This window comes from Nocardioides eburneiflavus, from assembly GCF_004785795.1.
Classification (GTDB): domain Bacteria; phylum Actinomycetota; class Actinomycetes; order Propionibacteriales; family Nocardioidaceae; genus Nocardioides; species Nocardioides eburneiflavus.
Genome location: NZ_SRRO01000001.1, coordinates 4,088,957 through 4,107,605, shown reverse-complemented (window position 1 = coordinate 4,107,605; position 18,649 = coordinate 4,088,957). Strand labels below are relative to the sequence as shown.

Here is an 18,649-nt window from a genome sequence, read left to right as displayed (position 1 = left end):
TCGCCGCAAGCGGCGCCGCCTCCTGGCCAGAAGGTCAGATGAAGCGGAAACCAGCTGCGACCACCGAAGCACGAAGTCCCGCCGAGTTTGACGCGGGATGGAGCGCCCGGTAAGTTTCTGCAGGTTGCCCCGCGACCGGACCAGCCCAGCTGGCGAGGATCGGGTGCGTCTGATTCTTGAGAACTCAACAGTGTGTTTGATTAGTCGACGAATTAGTTTGTTATGCCCCGTTGGCACTGGCTTTGGTTGGTGTCGCGGTTTCTTTGACAATGATTCTGGCTGATGCCCTGGGCTCTTTTGGGTTTGGGGTGTCTTTCGCTAGTTTTGTTCAGTCGGGGGATGTGGCTCTTATTGATAGTCGCTGCCTGGCCCTGTGGGTTGGGTGGTGGTGTTTTTCGATGGAGAGTTTGATCCTGGCTCAGGACGAACGCTGGCGGCGTGCTTAACACATGCAAGTCGAGCGGAAAGGCCACTTCGGTGGTACTCGAGCGGCGAACGGGTGAGTAACACGTGAGTAATCTGCCCTTGGCTTTGGGATAGCCACCGGAAACGGTGATTAATACCGGATACGACCACTTCTCGCATGGGATGGTGGTGGAAAGTTTTTCGGCCAGGGATGTGCTCGCGGCCTATCAGCTTGATGGTGAGGTAATGGCTCACCATGGCTTCGACGGGTAGCCGGCCTGAGAGGGTGACCGGTCACACTGGGACTGAGACACGGCCCAGACTCCTACGGGAGGCAGCAGTGGGGAATATTGGACAATGGGCGGAAGCCTGATCCAGCAACGCCGCGTGAGGGATGACGGCCTTCGGGTTGTAAACCTCTTTCACCCATGACGAAGCGCAAGTGACGGTAGTGGGAGAAGAAGCACCGGCCAACTACGTGCCAGCAGCCGCGGTAATACGTAGGGTGCGAGCGTTGTCCGGAATTATTGGGCGTAAAGGGCTCGTAGGCGGTTTGTCGCGTCGGGAGTGAAAACGCCGTGCTTAACACGGCGCTTGCTTTCGATACGGGCAGACTAGAGGTATTCAGGGGAGAACGGAATTCCTGGTGTAGCGGTGAAATGCGCAGATATCAGGAGGAACACCGGTGGCGAAGGCGGTTCTCTGGGAATGACCTGACGCTGAGGAGCGAAAGTGTGGGGAGCGAACAGGATTAGATACCCTGGTAGTCCACACCGTAAACGTTGGGCGCTAGGTGTGGGGTCCATTCCACGGATTCCGTGCCGCAGCTAACGCATTAAGCGCCCCGCCTGGGGAGTACGGCCGCAAGGCTAAAACTCAAAGGAATTGACGGGGGCCCGCACAAGCGGCGGAGCATGCGGATTAATTCGATGCAACGCGAAGAACCTTACCTGGGTTTGACATACACCCTGCCGCTCCAGAGATGGGGCTTCTTTTGGGGGTGTACAGGTGGTGCATGGCTGTCGTCAGCTCGTGTCGTGAGATGTTGGGTTAAGTCCCGCAACGAGCGCAACCCTCGTTCTATGTTGCCAGCACGTAATGGTGGGGACTCATAGGAGACTGCCGGGGTCAACTCGGAGGAAGGTGGGGATGACGTCAAGTCATCATGCCCCTTATGTCCAGGGCTTCACGCATGCTACAATGGCCGGTACAAAGGGCTGCGATCCCGTAAGGGGGAGCGAATCCCAAAAAGCCGGTCTCAGTTCGGATTGGGGTCTGCAACTCGACCCCATGAAGTCGGAGTCGCTAGTAATCGCAGATCAGCAACGCTGCGGTGAATACGTTCCCGGGCCTTGTACACACCGCCCGTCACGTCACGAAAGTCGGCAACACCCGAAGCCGGTGGCCCAACCCTTGTGGAGGGAGCCGTCGAAGGTGGGGCTGGCGATTGGGACGAAGTCGTAACAAGGTAGCCGTACCGGAAGGTGCGGCTGGATCACCTCCTTTCTAAGGAGCACGCGCCCCGATGCCAGGCGGATGTTCTGGCACGCATGGTGGTGTTCACTAGTGGAATCGTCGATGGCTGGTCGGGGTCCCTTCGGGGGTCTTGGCTGGTTGCTCATGGCCCTGCGTTGGTGGGGGATGGGGTCAGGCACACTGTTGGGTCCTGAAGGATCAGCCGGATGGTTGGTTGTTCTGGTCCTCCCTTTGCTCGTGGGTGCCCTGTGTGGGTGGTCGGGGGTGTTGGTGGGGTTGTTGTTTGAGATCTGCATAGTGGACGCGAGCATCTTTGTAGCCGCCCGCCCTTTCGGGCCCTTTCGGGTTGTACCGGTTGGGTTGTGGTTGGTTGCAAGTAGTTCAATGAGCTCAAGTTTTTGAGTTCTGGCGTGGCCTGTTTTTCCTGACGGGTCGCGTCGAAGGCTGGCCTGCCTCTTTGATTGGGGGGTGGGCTGGTGTTGTCTCTTTGTGTGTGTTGTCTTGACGTTGTTGAGACAAGCTATGAAGGGCACATGGTGGATGCCTTGGCATCAAGAGCCGATGAAGGACGTTGGAGCCTGCGATAAGCCCTGGGGAGTTGGCAACCAAGCTGTGATCCGGGGGTGTCCGAATGGGGAAACCCAGCACGAGTCATGTCGTGTTACCTGCACCTGAACACATAGGGTGTGTGGAGGGAACGTCGGGAAGTGAAACATCTCAGTACCGACAGGAAGAGAAAACAACAGTGATTCCGAGAGTAGTGGCGAGCGAAATCGGATGAGGCTAAACCATGGCTGTGTGATACCCGGCAGGGGTTGCAGTCATGGGGTCGTGGGACCGCTCATGGTGTGCTGCCGTGCACCGAGGAAGTAAGAAACCTGTGTGGAAGTCGAAGTCGGTTGGAAAGCCGTACCGTAGAGGGTGATAGGCCCGTAGACGTAAAGCGCAGGCTTCCGAGCGTGTTCCCAAGTAACACGGAACCCCTGAAATTCCGTGTGAATCTGGCGGGACCACCCGTTAAGCCTAAATACTCCTTGATGACCGATAGCGGACAAGTACCGTGAGGGAAAGGTGAAAAGTACCCCTGGCGGGGAGTGAAATAGTACCTGAAACCGTGTGCCTACAATCCGTCGGAGCTTCCCACTTGTGGGGGGTGACGGCGTGCCTTTTGAAGAATGAGCCTGCGAGTTTGCGGTGTGTTGCGAGGTTAACCCGTGTGGGGAAGCCGTAGCGAAAGCGAGTCCGAACAGGGCGATTCAGTAGCGCGCTCAAGACCCGAAGCGAAGTGATCTATCCATGGGCAGGTTGAAGCGTCGGTAAGACGACGTGGAGGACCGAACCCACTTAGGTTGAAAACTGAGGGGATGACCTGTGGATAGGGGTGAAAGGCCAATCAAACTTCGTGATAGCTGGTTCTCCCCGAAATGCATTTAGGTGCAGCGTTGCGTGTTTCTTGCCGGAGGTAGAGCACTGGATAGCCGATGGGCCCTACAAGGTTACTGACGTTAGCCAAACTCCGAATGCCGGTAAGTGAGAGCGCAGCAGTGAGACTGCGGGGGATAAGCTCCGTAGTCGAGAGGGAAACAGCCCAGACCATCAGCTAAGGCCCCTAAGCGGTGACTAAGTGGAAAAGGATGTGGAGTCGCATTGACAACCAGGAGGTTGGCTTGGAAGCAGCCACCCTTGAAAGAGTGCGTAATAGCTCACTGGTCAAGTGATTCCGCGCCGACAATGTAGCGGGGCTCAAGTCATCCGCCGAAGCTATGGCATTCAGCGAATACATCAGCATCGACTCGATCGGTGTTCAGTGCGCTGGATGGGTAGGGGAGCGTCGTGTGGGCAGTGAAGCGTCGGAGTGATCCAGGCGTGGAGGCCACACGAGTGAGAATGCAGGCATGAGTAGCGAATCACGGGTGAGAAACCCGTGCGCCGAATGATCAAGGGTTCCAGGGTCAAGCTAATCTGCCCTGGGTAAGTCGGGACCTAAGGCGAGGCCGACAGGCGTAGTCGATGGACAACGGGTTGATATTCCCGTACCGGCGAAGTTGCGCCCATGACGAACCTGGTGATGCTAACCACCCGAAGCTCATCGGACCGGACCCTTCGGGGCGAGGCTGGTGGGTGGAGCGTGGGACCCGAGCTGGTAGTAGTCAAGCGATGGGGTGACGCAGGAAGGTAGCCCAACCACAGCGATGGTTGTCTGTGGGCAAGCGTGTAGGGCGTGGTGTAGGCAAATCCGCACCATCCACTTCAGTGTGGAGCCTGAGACGTGACGCGGAGCCATGTATGGCGAAGTGGGTGATCCTATGCTGTCGAGAAAAACCTCTAGCGAGCAACGAGCCGCCCGTACCCCAAACCGACTCAGGTGATCAAGTAGAGAATACTAAGGCGATCGAGACAACCATGGTTAAGGAACTCGGCAAAATGCCCCCGTAACTTCGGGAGAAGGGGGGCCCGGATCGTGTACCCACTTGCTGGGGAAGCGTGAAGGGCCGCAGAGACCAGGGGAAAGCGACTGTTTACTAAAAACACAGGTCCGTGCGAAGTTGTAAGACGATGTATACGGACTGACTCCTGCCCGGTGCTGGAAGGTTAAGAGGACCGGTTAGGCACTTGTGCCGAAGCTGAGAATTTAAGCCCCAGTAAACGGCGGTGGTAACTATAACCATCCTAAGGTAGCGAAATTCCTTGTCGGGTAAGTTCCGACCTGCACGAATGGAGTAACGACTTTCCCGCTGTCTCAACCATGGACTCGGCGAAATTGCACTACGAGTAAAGATGCTCGTTACGCGCGGCAGGACGGAAAGACCCCGGGACCTTTACTATAGTTTGGTATTGGTGTTTGGTACGGCTTGTGTAGGATAGGTGGGAGACTGTGAAGTCCACACGCCAGTGTGGGTGGAGTCAACGTTGAAATACCACTCTGGTCGTACTAGATGTCTAACCTAGGTCCGTTATCCGGATCAGGGACAGTGCCTGATGGGTAGTTTAACTGGGGCGGTTGCCTCCTAAAATGTAACGGAGGCGCTCAAAGGTTCCCTCAGCCTGGTTGGCAATCAGGTGGCGAGTGTAAGTGCACAAGGGAGCTTGACTGTGAGACAGACATGTCGAGCAGGGACGAAAGTCGGAACTAGTGATCTGGCCACGGCATGTGGAAGCGTGGTCACTCAACGGATAAAAGGTACCCCGGGGATAACAGGCTGATCTTCCCCAAGAGTCCATATCGACGGGATGGTTTGGCACCTCGATGTCGGCTCGTCGCATCCTGGGGCTGGAGTAGGTCCCAAGGGTTGGGCTGTTCGCCCATTAAAGCGGCACGCGAGCTGGGTTTAGAACGTCGTGAGACAGTTCGGTCCCTATCCGCCGCGCGCGCAGGAAACTTGAGAAAGGCTGTCCCTAGTACGAGAGGACCGGGATGGACGAACCTCTGGTGTGCCAGTTGTTCTGCCAAGAGCACGGCTGGTTGGCTACGTTCGGAAGTGATAACCGCTGAATGCATCTAAGCGGGAAGCACGTTTCAAGATGAGGTTTCCCACCCAACAATGGGGTAAGGCCCCCCACAGAACATGGGGTTGATAGGCCGGAGGTGTACAGCAGTAATGCCCAGCCGACCGGTACTAATAGGCCGAGGGCTTGTCCCAACCACGTACAAGACCACACACGCGCAAAACAACGAACACATGTTCGCGTCCACTAGGCAGTTCCCAACCAACAAACCCAACCCCCCACACGCCCGAAGGGCGTGTGCCAGGGGTGAGAGAGTTTGATCAGGTTGAAAGAGTTACGGCGGCCATAGCGAAACGGGAAACACCCGGTCCCATACCGAACCCGGAAGTTAAGCCTTTCAGCGCCGATGGTACTGCAACCGAGAGGTTGTGGGAGAGTAGGACGCCGCCGGACAAACATTGTGAAAGTGGGGTCACCCTCGGGTGGCCCCACTTTTGCATTTCCTGAGTCACCTCACGAGGAGGTGGGTGGCCGCGGGCCCAGACAGGTGGCGTGACGACCACCAATCGTCCACAGGGCATCCGCGAGACGCGTTGTCCACAGGGTGCCGTGGTCGAAGGAGCCGGCGGTCGGAGGTGTCGAGCATCCTCTCGGTCCAGGAGGTGCACTGTGACGACAGCACAGACCGTGAACACTCGGACCCCGAAGAAGGTGGCCAGGAGGCCGCCCACCCGGGATCCCGACGATGCCGAGGTCCCGGCCAACGAGGTGCGGCTGCTGGGGCGGCTGAGCGCTGCTCCAGCGACCGTGGAGCTCCCGAGCGGGGACGTGCTCATGACCTTTCGGATCTCGGTGCCCCGCGCGTCGCCGAGTGGCCGTGGACCGACCCCGGGGCAGCGCGTCGACTCGGTCCCGTGCACGGCGTGGGCCCCTCGGCTACGGCGCAGCATCGCCACCTGGCGTGCCGGTGACCTCGTGGAGGTGGTGGGAGCAGTGCGGTGCCGGTTCTACCAGGCGGGAGGTGCCACACGGTCGCGCGTCGAGGTGGAGGCGTCCGCCGCGCGGATCATGCGCCGTTCATCGGTCGCATGAGGACGCCGAGGCTCGGCTTCGGCTGGAACGAGGTCGCCTTCTCGGGGAGGAGCCCGCCGGACTCGACGATCGAGCGAACCTGCTCGAAGTCAGGGCTGGGGAGCAGCACCCCAGGCGTCGTGGCAGACGACGCAGCGAGCGCCTCGTCGACGCTGTGGTGGTACTCGACCCTCGGGAGCGGATCGGCGAGTCGGACGAGCACGTGGTCGTGGAGCCAGGACACCGCGGCTTGGCGGGAGAGGTCGCCCGGCGCCACGGCGTACCACGTCGCGGCATCGGTGAGCACGAGATGCGTGCTGTCGAGGGCGCCGAGGGCCCGCGCGCGACCTAGCTCGGCGACGTCGGCGCCGGCACCACGGGCCGCCTCTGCCAGCTGCATGAGTGAGATGCCGGGAAGGGTGCGATGGATCGCGCCGAGGAACAGCGGCGTGTCGTGCTGGTCGACGAGCATCGCGAGTCCGGCGTCCCACGCCGTTCCAGGGTGTTGTTCCTGGAGACGGAGGTACGCGGCGTACCGGTGGTGACCGTCGGCGATGAGGCAGCGGGAGGTGGCGAGCAGGGTGGCGATGGTGTCCAGCCGCTCCGTGTCGCGGACCGCCCAGATGCGCTGACGCTGTCCGGTCTTGTCGAGGTAGCGCCAGTCCGGCTGCGCGCGCGTGACCTCGCCGAGGACCTCGCGCAGGGCGTCGGGGCCGTGGTGGACGAGCAGGATCGGCGCCGGGTTGAGCTCCATCTGCGCCATCCGGTCCGCGAGCTCACCGGCCTGCTCGGGATGGATGGCCTCGTGGGGCCACACCGCTCGATCGCTGGGCGAGGCTGCTCGCTCGGACACGCGGAGGGCTCCGACGAGGCCACGGACCGTGAGGCCCCCCGACGTGTACTCGTGCACGTACAGGGCGGCCGCGTTGTCGGTGCTCGCACGACCATGCTGGATCCACTGCGTCAGCCGCGTGGCGACGTCGCGGTAGGGTCGCGCCAACGCCCGCGCGGAGGCCGGGTCGCCCACGCGTTCCGGCGCCAGCATCACGGCCCGGAACGGCAACAGCTCGAGGGGCTTCGCCACGTAGGGAGGCACGATGGTGGCGGAGTCCATCGAAGCATCGTAGGGGTGTGCTCGTCACGCCCCGGAGAGGGGTTCAGCATGCTCGAGGAGTCCGCGACGCCGGTCGTCGAGGCTCACGACCTGGTCATGTTCGACCTCGACGGCGTGGTCTACGTCGGCGGGGAGGCGATTGACGGCGTCGCAGACCACATCGACCGCGTACGGGCGACGGGACGCCATGTCGCGTTCGTGACGAACAACGCTTCGCGTACACCGGCCCAGGTGGCCGAGAAGCTCACCGGGGTGGGGGTCGCCGCGGTGGCGGCGGACGTCGTCACGTCGGCCCAGGCGGCAGCGCGCCTGCTGGCCGAGGCGCACGGCGAGGGCGCCAGGATCCTGCTGCTCGGAGGTGAGGGGCTGCGGGTGGCGCTCCTCGAGGCGGGCCTCGAGCCGACCGACGACCCCGCGGACGCCGTGGCGGTTGCGAGCGGCTACGGCCCCGACGTCCGGTGGCGGGACATCATGCGGGTCTCGACGCTCGTGCGGGACGGAATGCCCTACGTCGCCAGCAACGCGGACCTGACGATCCCGACCCCCTACGGCCTCGCCCCCGGGCACGGCGTCCTGGTGCGTACGATCACCGGCTTCGCCGGCGTCGAGGCCACGGTCGCCGGCAAGCCCGAGAAGCCGCTGATGGAGGAGACCGTCCTGCGCGTCGGTGGCGACAGGCCGCTCATGGTGGGGGACCGGCTCGACACCGACATCGAGGGTGCGCATGCCATCGCGGCGCCGTCCCTGCTCGTCCTCACCGGCGTGACGTGGCTGGAGGAGCTGGCCGCGGCCACCGAGGAGCTGCGCCCCACGTACATCTCGCCCACGCTGGAGGGGCTGTTCGAGCCCCACCCGATCCCCTCGCAGGACGGCGGGAGCGTCGAGCTCGGCGGGTGGGCGGCCCGGGTGGACGACGGCCGGCTCCGGGTGACGGGGGAGGGGACCGACGCGGACTGGTGGCGGGTGGCCGCCACCGCGTGCTGGCGGCACCTCGACGAGTCGGGAAAGGTCGCCGACGTCTCCGACACGACGCCGCCCGGACCGGTTCGACGGCTCGGCGCCGAGTAGGCTCGCGGCCATGAGCGAGGTGTCCGCCGACCACGAGTCCACCGGCGTCGAGGCAGTGGACCGTGTGCTGGCGGAGGTCGCTGCGCTGGCCGAGTCCCCGCTGGACCAGCACGTGCAGGTGTTCGAGCGTGCGCACGACCAGCTCCGACGAGCACTCGACGCCCGCCCCGACGCGTCCGGCGACGACCGGGACGCCTGAGCGACCGTGCCGCCCAGACGACTTCGCCTGGACCAGGAGCTCGTCCGGCGCGGCCTGGCCCGCTCGCGCGAGCACGCCAGCGAGCTGGTGGCAGCCGGGCGGGTGACCGTCTCCGGTGCCCCGGCCACCAAGCCGGCGACCGGGGTGACCACCGACGTCGCGATCGTGGTCAAGGACGATCCGTCGACGGTGGACTACGTCTCCCGCGGCGGGCACAAGCTCGCCGGAGCGCTGGCGGCGTTCGCCGAGCACGGCCTCGACGTCGCCGGCAAGCGCTGCCTGGACGCGGGTGCCTCCACGGGCGGCTTCACCGACGTTCTGCTGCGCGGGGGAGCCCGGGAGGTGGTCGCCGTCGACGTCGGCTACGGCCAGCTGGCGTGGTCGCTGCAGAGCGACGACCGCGTACAGGTCCACGACCGCACCAACATCCGCGAGCTCACCCTCGACCTCGTGGGCGAGCCGGTCGACCTCGTGGTCGGCGACCTGTCCTTCATCTCGCTGGCCCTGGTGCTCGACCCGCTCCTGTCGGTGACCCGCGACGACGGTGCGCTCGCGCTGATGGTGAAGCCGCAGTTCGAGGTGGGCAAGGACCGCGTCGGCAGGGGTGGGGTGGTGCGCGACCTCGGGCTGCGGGCCGAAGCCGTCACCACCATCGCGGACCTGGCTGCCGAGCGCGGCTGGGGCGCTGTCGCCGTGACCGTGAGCCCGCTGCCCGGGCCGTCGGGCAACGTCGAGTTCTTCCTGCTGCTGCGCCAGGGGCCCGCCTCGGTCGGAGCGGACGAGATCCGTGCCGAGGTGGAGCGCGCCGGGGCGATGGGGGTGGCGGGTGAGAGGGTGGATCCGTGACCAACCAGAGCCCGCGGCGCCGAGTCCTGGTGCTGGCGCACACCGGTCGCGCGGAAGCGCGCGACGTGGCCCGCCAGTGCGTCAAGAGCCTCACCACGCACGGCATCGCCGTACGCCTGCTGCCCGACGAGGCCTCGGACCTCGGGCTGGCGGAGGCTGACGGCCTCGTCGAGACGACGCTTCCCGACCACCTGCCCGGCGAGGGCTGCGAGCTCGTGCTCGTCATCGGTGGCGACGGCTCGATCCTGCGAGCCGCCGAGCTCACCCACGAGACGAGCACGCCGATGCTGGGGGTCAACCTCGGCCACGTCGGCTTCCTCGCCGAGGCCGAGCAGGACGACGTCGAGTCCACGATCGCCGCGATCGTCGAGCGCAACTACACCGCCGAGGACCGGCTCACGCTGGACGTGCGGGTGAAGGTCGGGCAGGACACGGTGTTCTCGACCTTCGCGCTCAACGAGGCGAGCGTGGAGAAGGCTGCCCGCGAGCGGATGCTGGAGGTCGTCATCGAGGTCGACGGCCGCCCGCTCTCCCGCTGGGGCTGCGACGGTGTCGTGTGTGCCACGCCGACAGGCTCCACCGCCTACAACTTCAGTGCCGGGGGACCGGTGGTGTGGCCAGAGGTCGAGGCACTGCTGATGGTGCCGCTGAGCGCCCACGCCCTCTTCGCCCGGCCGATGGTGGTGGCCCCGACCTCGGTCCTGGCCGTCGAGGTGCTCTCCCACACCGAGGGTTCGGGTGTCCTGTGGTGCGACGGGCGCCGGACGGTCGACCTTCCGCCCGGAGCGCGCATCGAGGTGCGCCGGGGCGCACGCCCGGTGCGGCTCGTCCGCCTGCACCAGGCGCCGTTCACCGACCGCCTGGTCGCGAAGTTCGACCTGCCGGTCGAGGGCTGGCGAGGCGCCGCCGAGCGTCGTCGCCGCGACGGCGGGGACGCCGAGGCAGGTGAGCGGGATGCTTGAGGAGCTGCGGATCAGCCAGCTCGGGGTCATCGAGTCGTCGACCCTCGAGCTCGGCCCCGGCCTGACCGTGATCACCGGCGAGACCGGCGCCGGCAAGACGATGGTCGTCACTGCGCTCGGCCTGCTGCTCGGCGGCCGGGCCGACTCGGGAGCCGTACGATCCGGGGCCCGGCAGTCGCGGGTCGAGGGGGTCGTCGCTACCGGGTCGCTGACCGGGTTCAGGGAGGCTGTCGAAGGGCTCGGCGGGGAGGTCGAGGACGACCAGGTCGTGCTGGCGCGGAACGTGGCGGCCCAGGGCCGTTCGCGTGCCTGGGTCGGGGGTGCCGCCGTGCCCGTGACCACGCTGGCCGAGGTCGCCGAGCCGCTCGTTGCCGTCCACGGCCAGTCCGACCAGCACCGCCTGCTCCGGGCCGGGGCCCAGCGCGCCGCGCTCGACCGGTTCGGGGGCGACCCGCTCGCGACCACGTCGACGGCCTTCGCCGAGTCGTGGGCCGAGCTCGCGGCCACCGAGCGCACCCTCGCCGAGGTGGTCGGCTCCGCCCGTGAGCGTGCCCGCGAGGCAGACCAGCTCCGGTTCGGCCTCGGCGAGGTCGAGGCCGTGGACCCGCGACCGGGGGAGGACGCCGAGCTCGCCGCGGAGGAGACCCGGCTCGGCTTCGCCGACACGTTGCGCACCGCGGCCGAGACGGCCCGGGAGGCGCTGTCCAGCGACGAGGGGGCCACCGACGCCCTGGCGACCACGAGCGCCGCGCGCCGGGCCCTCGATGGCGTACGCGTGCACGACGCCACGGCCGGTGAGCTGGCCGACCGGCTGGCCGAGCTCGGTCACCTCCTGGTCGACGTGGCCGGTGACGTCGCGTCCTACGCCGCCTCGCTGGAGACCGACCCGGGCCGGCTCGCTGCGGTCTCGGAGCGCCGGGCAGCGCTGACGGCGCTCACGCGCAAGTACGGCGAGACGATCGACGAGGTGCTGGCCTGGGCCGAGGACGGCGCGAAGCGGTTGATGGACCTCGAGGACACCGACGGCCGGATCAGCGAGCTCGAGCAGCGGCGCGACCGCCTGCGTGGCGAGCTCGGCCGGCTGGCGTCCACGCTGAGCGCCCAGCGGGCCGACGCGGCCGAGCGACTGGCCGCCGCGGTGAGCGACGAGCTCACGTCGCTCGCGATGCCGCACGCGACCGTGACCATCGCCGTCACGCAGCAGGAGACGCCTGCGCCGGAGACCCCGGCAGGGCCACAGCTGCTGGTGGACGGCCGATGGGTGCGAGGGAGCGTGCACGGGGTCGACGACGTGGAGTTCCTGCTCGCCGCCAACAACGGCGCCGACGCCCGACCGCTGCACAAGGGGGCCTCGGGGGGAGAGCTCTCACGCGTGATGCTGGCACTCGAGGTCTCCCTGGCCGAGACCGGATCGGTGCCCACGTTCGTCTTCGACGAGGTCGACGCCGGCGTCGGTGGCAAGGCAGCCATCGAGGTCGGTCGCCGGCTGGCCGCGCTCGCGCGCACCTCGCAGGTCCTCGTGGTGACGCACCTGCCCCAGGTGGCGGCGTACGCCGACCGGCACGTGGTCGTGCACAAGTCCAGCGACGGATCCGTCACGACCTCCGGCCTGGTGTCGCTGAGCGAGGAGGATCGTGAGCGCGAGCTCTCCCGCATGCTCGCCGGCGTCGAGGACTCCGACAGTGCGCGCGCGCACGCTCGCGAGCTGCTCGAGGCCGCCGCGCCCGAGCGGGCGTGCCTCCCCGAAGGGCCGGGTCGCGGCTGACACCATGGCGCGGTCATGAAGTTCGCAGTCCGCTCCCGCCCAGCCCCCACCCTTCCCGGCGTCCACGGCACCGCCCGGGTCCACCGGCGCACGGCCCACGCGCTCGGCCGCCTGCACGACGGCGACGTCGCCGTCCTCGACCACCTCGACATGGACCGGGCCACCGCGCAGTCCCTGGTGGACGCCGGTGTCGTGGCCGTGGTGAACGCCGGCCCGATGATCTCGGGGCGCTACCCCAACCTCGGGCCCGAGCTCCTCGTCGAGGCGGGCCTGGCCGTGGTGGACAACGCCGGTCCGGCGGTCTTCGACCGCGTCAAGGACGGAGCCGCCCTCCGGATCGACGGGGGAGACGTGTTCGCCGGCGACAGCCTGGTCGCACCCGCCCGCGAGCTCACCGCCGAGCTGGTGCGGGCCGAGATGGACAAGGCGCGCTCGGGCCTGGTCGCCCAGCTGGAGAGCTTCACCCACAACAGCACCGAGTTCCTCCGCCGCGAGGAGGACCTGCTCCTGCACGGCCACGGCGTCCCGAGGACGGCGACCGAGATGGCCGGCCGGGCGGTGGTGGTCGCCGTGCGCTCGCACGGCTGGGAGTCCGAGCTGCGCGGCATCAAGCCGTTCGTGCGCGAGCAGCGCCCGGTCCTGATCGGCGTGGACCGCGGGGCCGAGGCGCTGGTCAGCGCCGGGCACCGACCCGACGTGGTCGTGGTGACCGGCGGCTCCGACGACGTCCCCGCAGCCGCGGTGCTCCGCAAGGCCCGCGACGTCGTCGTGCTCGTCCAGCGCGGCGCGCCCCGCAGTGCCACCGAGCCGTTCGAGCGCCTCGGCATCCGCCCGCTCCGCTTCGAGACGACCGCGACCACCGAGGACGCCGCGCTGCTGCTGGCCTCCGCCAGCGACGCGTCCCTCGTCGTGGGCGTGGGCCTGCACGCCACCCTCGACGAGTTCCTCGACAGCCGCCGCACCGGGCTGGCCAGCACCTTCCTGACCCGGCTCAAGCTCGGTCCGGACCTCGTCGACGCGGCCGCCCTGCCCCGGCTCTACGACGGAGCCGTGCGGCCCAGGCACCTCGCCGGCGCGCTCGCCGCCGGGACGCTCGCCCTCGCTGCCGCGGTCAGCGTCACACCGGTCGGTCAGCAGTGGGTGGACGACCTGTCCCCGGGCGTCACGACCACCACGTCCGACCTGATCGACAACGTACGAGGACTCCTCCCGTGATCACCCTGCGCCACCACCTGCTCACCGTCGTCGCCGTCTTCCTCGCGCTCGCGGTCGGCATCGTCCTGGGCGGGGGGCCGCTGTCCGACGTCGGCCAGACCGTCGTGGCCGCGGCCGACGACGACGACGACCCTGCGGCCACGGACGACCAGGCCCGCACCGCCTACACCGAGAGCTACGTCAGGGCGCTCGGCCCGGGCGCGATCGGCGGACGGCTGGCCGACCGCTCGGTCGCGATGGTGACCCTGCCCGGGGCAGACGAGCGGCTCGTGTCGGCGCTCGCTGAGCAGGTGGGGGTTTCCGGCGGCACCGTCAGCGCGCGCTACGAGATCAGTGACGACCTCGTCGACCCCGGCCAGAAGTCGCTGGTCGACACGCTCGGCAGCCAGCTGCTGACCCAGCAGGCCGAGGGTGACGTCGCCGCCGACGCGTCGACGTACGACCGGATCGGCCAGCTGCTCGGCCTCGCCGTTGCCACGAAGGAGGTCGAGGGCCAGGAGGTCAACGGCAAGGCGCGTGCCATCGTCGACGCCGTCAGCGGCGCCGGGCTGATGGAGGAGCCGGCCGAGGTGGCGCAGCGCGCTCCGCTGGTCCTGCTCGTGCTCGGGACGGACGCCGGGGACGAGGGTTCCGACGCGATCCTCGCCGGACTGGCCCAGGGACTCGCCGCGCAGTCGGTCGGCCTGGTGCTGGCCGGCACCACTGCCGACGGCGGATCCGGACAGCTCGGCCGCTTCCGCGCCGACCCCGCCTCGGCCGGCGTCGCCAGCCTCGACGGGATCGACACGGTCGCCGGGCGCGTGGCGACGATCATCACGCTCCAGCGCTCGCTGGCGACACCGGGTGGTGCGTTCGGTGCGTCGGGTGCGGACGGACCGGTCCCGCTCGGGTAGGATCGAAGCCCGTGAAGAGCCGCACGCCGACCAAGCACGTATTCGTCACTGGAGGCGTCGCCTCCTCCCTCGGCAAGGGGCTCACCGCCTCGAGCCTGGGCAACCTGCTGAAGGCGCGCGGACTGCGCGTGACGATGCAGAAGCTGGATCCGTACCTCAACGTCGATCCGGGCACGATGAACCCGTTCCAGCACGGCGAGGTCTTCGTGACCAACGACGGCGCGGAGACCGACCTCGACATCGGCCACTACGAGCGCTTCCTGGACACCGACCTCAACCAGATCGCCAACGTGACGACCGGCCAGGTCTACTCCACGGTCATCGCCAAGGAGCGCCGCGGCGACTACCTCGGTGACACCGTCCAGGTCATCCCGCACATCACCAACGAGATCAAGGACCGCATCCTCGCGATGGGCGGTCCCGACATCGACGTCGTGATCACCGAGGTCGGCGGCACGGTGGGCGACATCGAGTCGCTGCCGTTCCTCGAGGCCGCACGCCAGACGCGTCACGAGATCGGCCGCGACAACTGCTTCTTCATCCACGTGTCGCTCGTGCCCTACATCGGGCCGTCGGGGGAGCTGAAGACCAAGCCCACGCAGCACTCCGTGGCCGCCCTGCGCTCGATCGGCATCCAGCCCGACGCCATCGTGTGTCGCGCGGACCGTGAGCTGCCGGAGGGCATCAAGCGCAAGATCGCGCTCATGTGCGACGTCGACGACGAGGCGGTCGTCACCGCCGCCGACGCGCCGTCGATCTACGACATCCCCAAGGTGCTGCACCGCGAGGGTCTCGACGCCTACGTCGTGCGGCGCCTCGACCTGCCGTTCCGCGACGTCGACTGGACCACGTGGGACGACCTGCTGCGACGGGTGCACCATCCCTCGGAGGAGGTCACGGTCGCGCTCGTCGGCAAGTACATCGACCTCCCCGACGCCTACCTGTCGGTCAGCGAGGCCCTGCGTGCCGGTGGGTTCGCCCACGAGGCCAAGGTCAACATCCGCTGGGTCGCCTCCGACGAGTGCGAGACCGAGGCGGGTGCCGCCCGGCAGCTCGCCGACGTCGACGCGGTGCTCGTCCCCGGCGGCTTCGGGGTGCGCGGCATCGAGGGCAAGCTCGGGGCGCTGCGCTACACGCGCACCCACGGCATCCCGACCCTCGGCCTGTGCCTGGGCCTGCAGTGCATGGTCATCGAGTACGCCCGCAACGTGGCCGGACTGGCCAAGGCGGGGTCGACGGAGTTCGATCCCGACACGCTCGAGCCGGTCATCTCCACGATCGAGGAGCAGAAGAAGTTCGTCGAGGGCGCCGGCGACCTCGGCGGCACCATGCGCCTGGGCCTCCAGCGCGCCGACCTCGCCGAGGGCAGCGTGGTGCGCGGCGCGTACGGGTCGGCGACGGTCGAGGAGCGCCACCGCCACCGCTACGAGTTCAACGACGCCTACCGCGACACCCTGGCCCAGGCCGGCCTGGTCTTCTCCGGCGTCAACCCCGAGCTCGGTCTGGTGGAGTTCGTCGAGCTGCCTGCCGACGTGCACCCCTACTACGTCGCGACCCAGGCGCACCCCGAGCTGCGCTCGCGCCCGACCCGGCCGCACCCGCTCTTCGCCGGTCTCGTGGGTGCCGCCATCGAGCGGCAGCGCTCCGAGCGCTTCCCGATCGACGAGTCGGGCCTGCGCCGCAAGGACGAGGACTCCGCCGAGGTCTGACCCTCGGCGGCGGGTGGTGGCGGGCTAGAGCTGTCGCGCCCGGAGGATCCGGCCGAGGACGAACGAGTTCGAGCGGAGCTGGTTGCGGGCGTACGCCATCAGGCTCGTGTCGTCGGCGGCGGCCTCGGCGGCGGCGAGGAACTCCGCGTCGCCGGCGCCGAGGGGGTACATCGCGCGGATGGTGAGGCCCTGGTTGAGCAGGCCGCCCTTGAGGGTGTGGAGCTCCTCGAGGTAGCGGTGCGTGAACGGGGCCAGCAGCTCGGCCTGGCCGGGACGCCAGAACGTGGAACCGAGGACAAGGGTCTCCCTGCTGGCGGGCACGGCGTAGTCGACGAAGAAGGCACGCCACACCTCCTCCTTGGCCTCGCGGCTCGGGTGGGCGGCGAGCACCGCGAGGCGGCGCATCCCGGCGTCGGGGTCGGGGTCGGACTTGAGGAGCCGGGCGACCCGGTCCTCGTCGTAGTCGCCGAGCTCGGAGCGGCGCACGGTCATCCGCCACGCGAGGTCGAGGTCGGTCGCGTCCTCGGCGGCCGCCTCCAGGGTCGCCCAGTGGGCGTCGGTGGACGCGGACGCGGCGAGCGTACGGAGCGCGGCCTGGCGGGCGTCGGGCAGGTCGACGAGGCCGGCCGCGGCGTCGGCGAGCCCGCGCAGGAGGTCGGGCGACTCCGAGGCAGGTGCCCACCGGTCGGCCACCTGCAGGGCCTGGGCGAGCAACGGCTCGATGAGGGCGGGGCTGGTCTCGGACGACAGGGCGCGGTTCAGCGCGGCCGACACGTCCCGGGGCGCGACGTCGCCGAGCAGCAGCAGCTGTCCCGCGGTGGCGGCCACCAGGGCCCGGTCGAGCGGGTCGTCGAGCTGCTGGATCCGCTCCAGCATGCGGGCGAGCGACACGCGGTCGGGCTTGACCGCGGCGAAGGTGTAGTCGCCGGCGTTGACGAGTCGCAGGTCGCCGGCGGGCAGCTCGACCGGCGTGCGCCGCCCGTCGACCTCGTGGGAGGAGCGTCCCACCGGCACCAGGTCGTCGCCGGAGGTGTCGAAGACGGCGATGTCGAGCCGGTGCGGCCGCGGCTCCTGGTCGTCGGTCGTCTCGACCACGAGCTCGTCGTCGACCAGCGAGATGACGTCGGTCCCCGCCTCGTCGAGCCAGGCCTTGGTCCAGGCCGACAGGTCGCGGCCGGAGGCGCGTGCGTAGCAGTCCATGAGGTCGTCGAGCCGCGTGTTGGTGAAGGCGTAGCGCGCGAAGTAGTCGCGCAGCCCCTCCACGAACGCGTCCTCGCCGATGAACGCGACGAGCTGGTGGAGGACGCTCTGGCCCTTGACGTAGGTGATCGCGTCGAAGTTGGACATGGCGGCCGAGACGTCCGGGACGTCGCTGCGGATCGGGTGGCGGGCCGGGCTCATGTCCATCTCGTAGGCGGTGCGCTTCGAGACCGCCAGGAAGGTCGCCCACTGGTCGGTGAACTCGCTGGCGCCGGCCATGCCCCAGTTGGCCGCCCAGGACGCGAAGGCCTCGTTGAGCCAGAGGTCGTCCCACCACTGCATCGTCACGAGGTCGCCGAACCACATGTGCGCCATCTCGTGGAAGATGAACTCCGCGCGGACGGCGCGCTGCGCGTGGGTCGGGGGCGTACGGAAGAGCTGGCCGTCGCCGTAGGTGACGCAGCCCCAGTTCTCCATGGCGCCGCCGAGGTTGGGCACGAAGACCTGGTCGTAGCGCTCCTGCGGGAAGGGGTAGCCGAACTTCTCGCCGAAGAACGCCAGGCCCTGCCGGGTGAGGGTGACCATCTCCTCGAGGTCGCGCTCGAGGACGGGCACGAGTGACTGCCGGCAGTAGAAGCCGAGGTCGTAGCCGTCGTGCCGGCGGCGTACCTCGTGGAACGGGCCGGCGTTGACCACGACGACATAGGTCGAGAGGCGAGGGGTGTCGGGGAAGGACCAGGTCCTCGCGTCCTCGGTCTCGGCGTCGACGACCGACTCCGGGGCGCCGTTGGAGGTCACCACCCACGACGACGGAGCCGTCACGACGAAGCGGTGCGGCGCCTTGAGGTCTGGCTGGTCGAAGCAGGCCCAGACGCGGCGGGCCTCGTCGGGCTCGAGGCTGGTCCAGACGTAGACGAGCTTGTCCGTGGGGTCGACGGTGCGCAGGATGCCCTCGCCGCGACCGGTGTTGGTGGTGTCGGCCTCGACGACGAGGACGTTGTCTGCCGCCAGCGCGGGCAGGGGGAGCCGCCCGTCGGCGGCCAGCGCGACGTCGATCTCCTCGCCGTTGAGGGTCGCCCTCCGCACCTCCATGGCGACGTCCACGAACGTCGTGGCGCCGGGCTCGGAGCAGGTGAAGCTGATGGTGCTGACGGAGGAGAAGAGCTCGCCCTCCAGCAGGCCCGTCATGTCCACGGCGATGTCGTAGCGCTGCACCTCGAGGAGGTCGGAGCGGATCGCTGCTTCGGACTTGGTGAGGCTCGACAACGTCATGGGCCCG

The 18,649-nt window shown here is 67.7% G+C and carries 11 protein-coding genes and 3 rRNA genes; 12 read left to right on the top strand and 2 right to left on the bottom strand.

The genetic code is table 11. The features are described 5' to 3' along the window. Nucleotides 1–395 precede the first annotated feature (395 nt). The 4 genes from EXE59_RS19195 (at nucleotide 396) to EXE59_RS25010 (ending at nucleotide 6,420) form a co-directional block, all read left to right on the top strand. Nucleotides 396–1,911, top strand: a 16S ribosomal RNA gene (locus EXE59_RS19195). Nucleotides 1,912–2,394: 483 nt separating this feature from the next. After that, nucleotides 2,395–5,522 (top strand): 23S ribosomal RNA (locus tag EXE59_RS19190). A 141-nt stretch (nucleotides 5,523–5,663) separates the two neighbouring features. After that, nucleotides 5,664–5,781, top strand: a 5S ribosomal RNA gene (gene rrf / locus EXE59_RS19185). The 16S, 23S and 5S rRNA genes sit together here, the layout of an rRNA operon. A 99-nt stretch (nucleotides 5,782–5,880) precedes the next feature. Then, nucleotides 5,881–6,420 carry a single-stranded DNA-binding protein gene (locus tag EXE59_RS25010; RefSeq protein ID WP_342777218.1) on the top strand — a complete coding sequence of 180 codons (540 nt, stop codon included), beginning with the start codon at nucleotides 5,881–5,883 and terminating at the stop codon, nucleotides 6,418–6,420. Here EXE59_RS25010 and EXE59_RS19175 read toward each other — a convergent pair. Then, on the bottom strand, nucleotides 6,395–7,513 hold the full coding sequence (locus EXE59_RS19175) for a DUF1015 family protein (RefSeq protein ID WP_135840329.1): 1,119 nt from the start codon (nucleotides 7,511–7,513) through the stop codon (nucleotides 6,395–6,397). The genes EXE59_RS25010 and EXE59_RS19175 overlap by 26 nt on opposite strands. A 48-nt stretch (nucleotides 7,514–7,561) precedes the next feature. Here EXE59_RS19175 and EXE59_RS19170 point away from each other — a divergent pair, with 48 nt between their 5' ends. The 8 genes from EXE59_RS19170 to EXE59_RS19135 are packed head-to-tail and all read left to right on the top strand — an operon-like array spanning nucleotide 7,562 to nucleotide 16,170. Continuing rightward, complete coding sequence (locus EXE59_RS19170; RefSeq protein WP_246056912.1) at nucleotides 7,562–8,581, top strand: HAD-IIA family hydrolase; 1,020 nt, start codon at nucleotides 7,562–7,564, stop codon at nucleotides 8,579–8,581. Between the two features lie 10 nt (nucleotides 8,582–8,591). Continuing rightward, on the top strand, nucleotides 8,592–8,780 hold the full coding sequence (locus EXE59_RS19165) for a hypothetical protein (RefSeq protein ID WP_135840328.1): 189 nt from the start codon (nucleotides 8,592–8,594) through the stop codon (nucleotides 8,778–8,780). Between the two features lie 6 nt (nucleotides 8,781–8,786). After that, complete coding sequence (locus EXE59_RS19160; RefSeq protein WP_135840327.1) at nucleotides 8,787–9,626, top strand: TlyA family RNA methyltransferase; 840 nt, start codon at nucleotides 8,787–8,789, stop codon at nucleotides 9,624–9,626. Then, on the top strand, nucleotides 9,623–10,588 hold the full coding sequence (locus EXE59_RS19155; RefSeq protein ID WP_135840326.1) for an NAD kinase: 966 nt from the start codon (nucleotides 9,623–9,625) through the stop codon (nucleotides 10,586–10,588). Before EXE59_RS19160 ends, EXE59_RS19155 begins: the two co-directional genes overlap by 4 nt. Then, nucleotides 10,581–12,353 (top strand): DNA repair protein RecN, encoded by a 1,773-nt coding sequence (gene recN, locus EXE59_RS19150; RefSeq protein ID WP_135840325.1) that lies wholly within the window; start codon nucleotides 10,581–10,583, stop codon nucleotides 12,351–12,353. The genes EXE59_RS19155 and recN overlap by 8 nt, the downstream gene beginning before the upstream one ends. A gap of 15 nt (nucleotides 12,354–12,368) precedes the next feature. Beyond that, nucleotides 12,369–13,568 (top strand): putative cytokinetic ring protein SteA, encoded by a 1,200-nt coding sequence (gene steA, locus EXE59_RS19145; protein ID WP_135840324.1) that lies wholly within the window; start codon nucleotides 12,369–12,371, stop codon nucleotides 13,566–13,568. Continuing rightward, entirely contained in the window at nucleotides 13,565–14,461 is an 897-nt protein-coding gene (locus EXE59_RS19140; protein WP_168218608.1) for a copper transporter, read from the top strand. The genes steA and EXE59_RS19140 overlap by 4 nt, the downstream gene beginning before the upstream one ends. 11 nt (nucleotides 14,462–14,472) lie before the next feature. Beyond that, nucleotides 14,473–16,170: a CTP synthase gene (locus tag EXE59_RS19135; RefSeq protein ID WP_135840322.1), complete on the top strand. Its 1,698-nt coding sequence runs from the start codon at nucleotides 14,473–14,475 to the stop codon at nucleotides 16,168–16,170. A 24-nt stretch (nucleotides 16,171–16,194) separates the two neighbouring features. Here the strand turns inward: EXE59_RS19135 and pepN are convergent, their stop codons facing one another. After that, entirely contained in the window at nucleotides 16,195–18,642 is a 2,448-nt protein-coding gene (pepN, locus tag EXE59_RS19130; RefSeq protein WP_168218607.1) for an aminopeptidase N, read from the bottom strand. Nucleotides 18,643–18,649 lie beyond the last annotated feature (7 nt).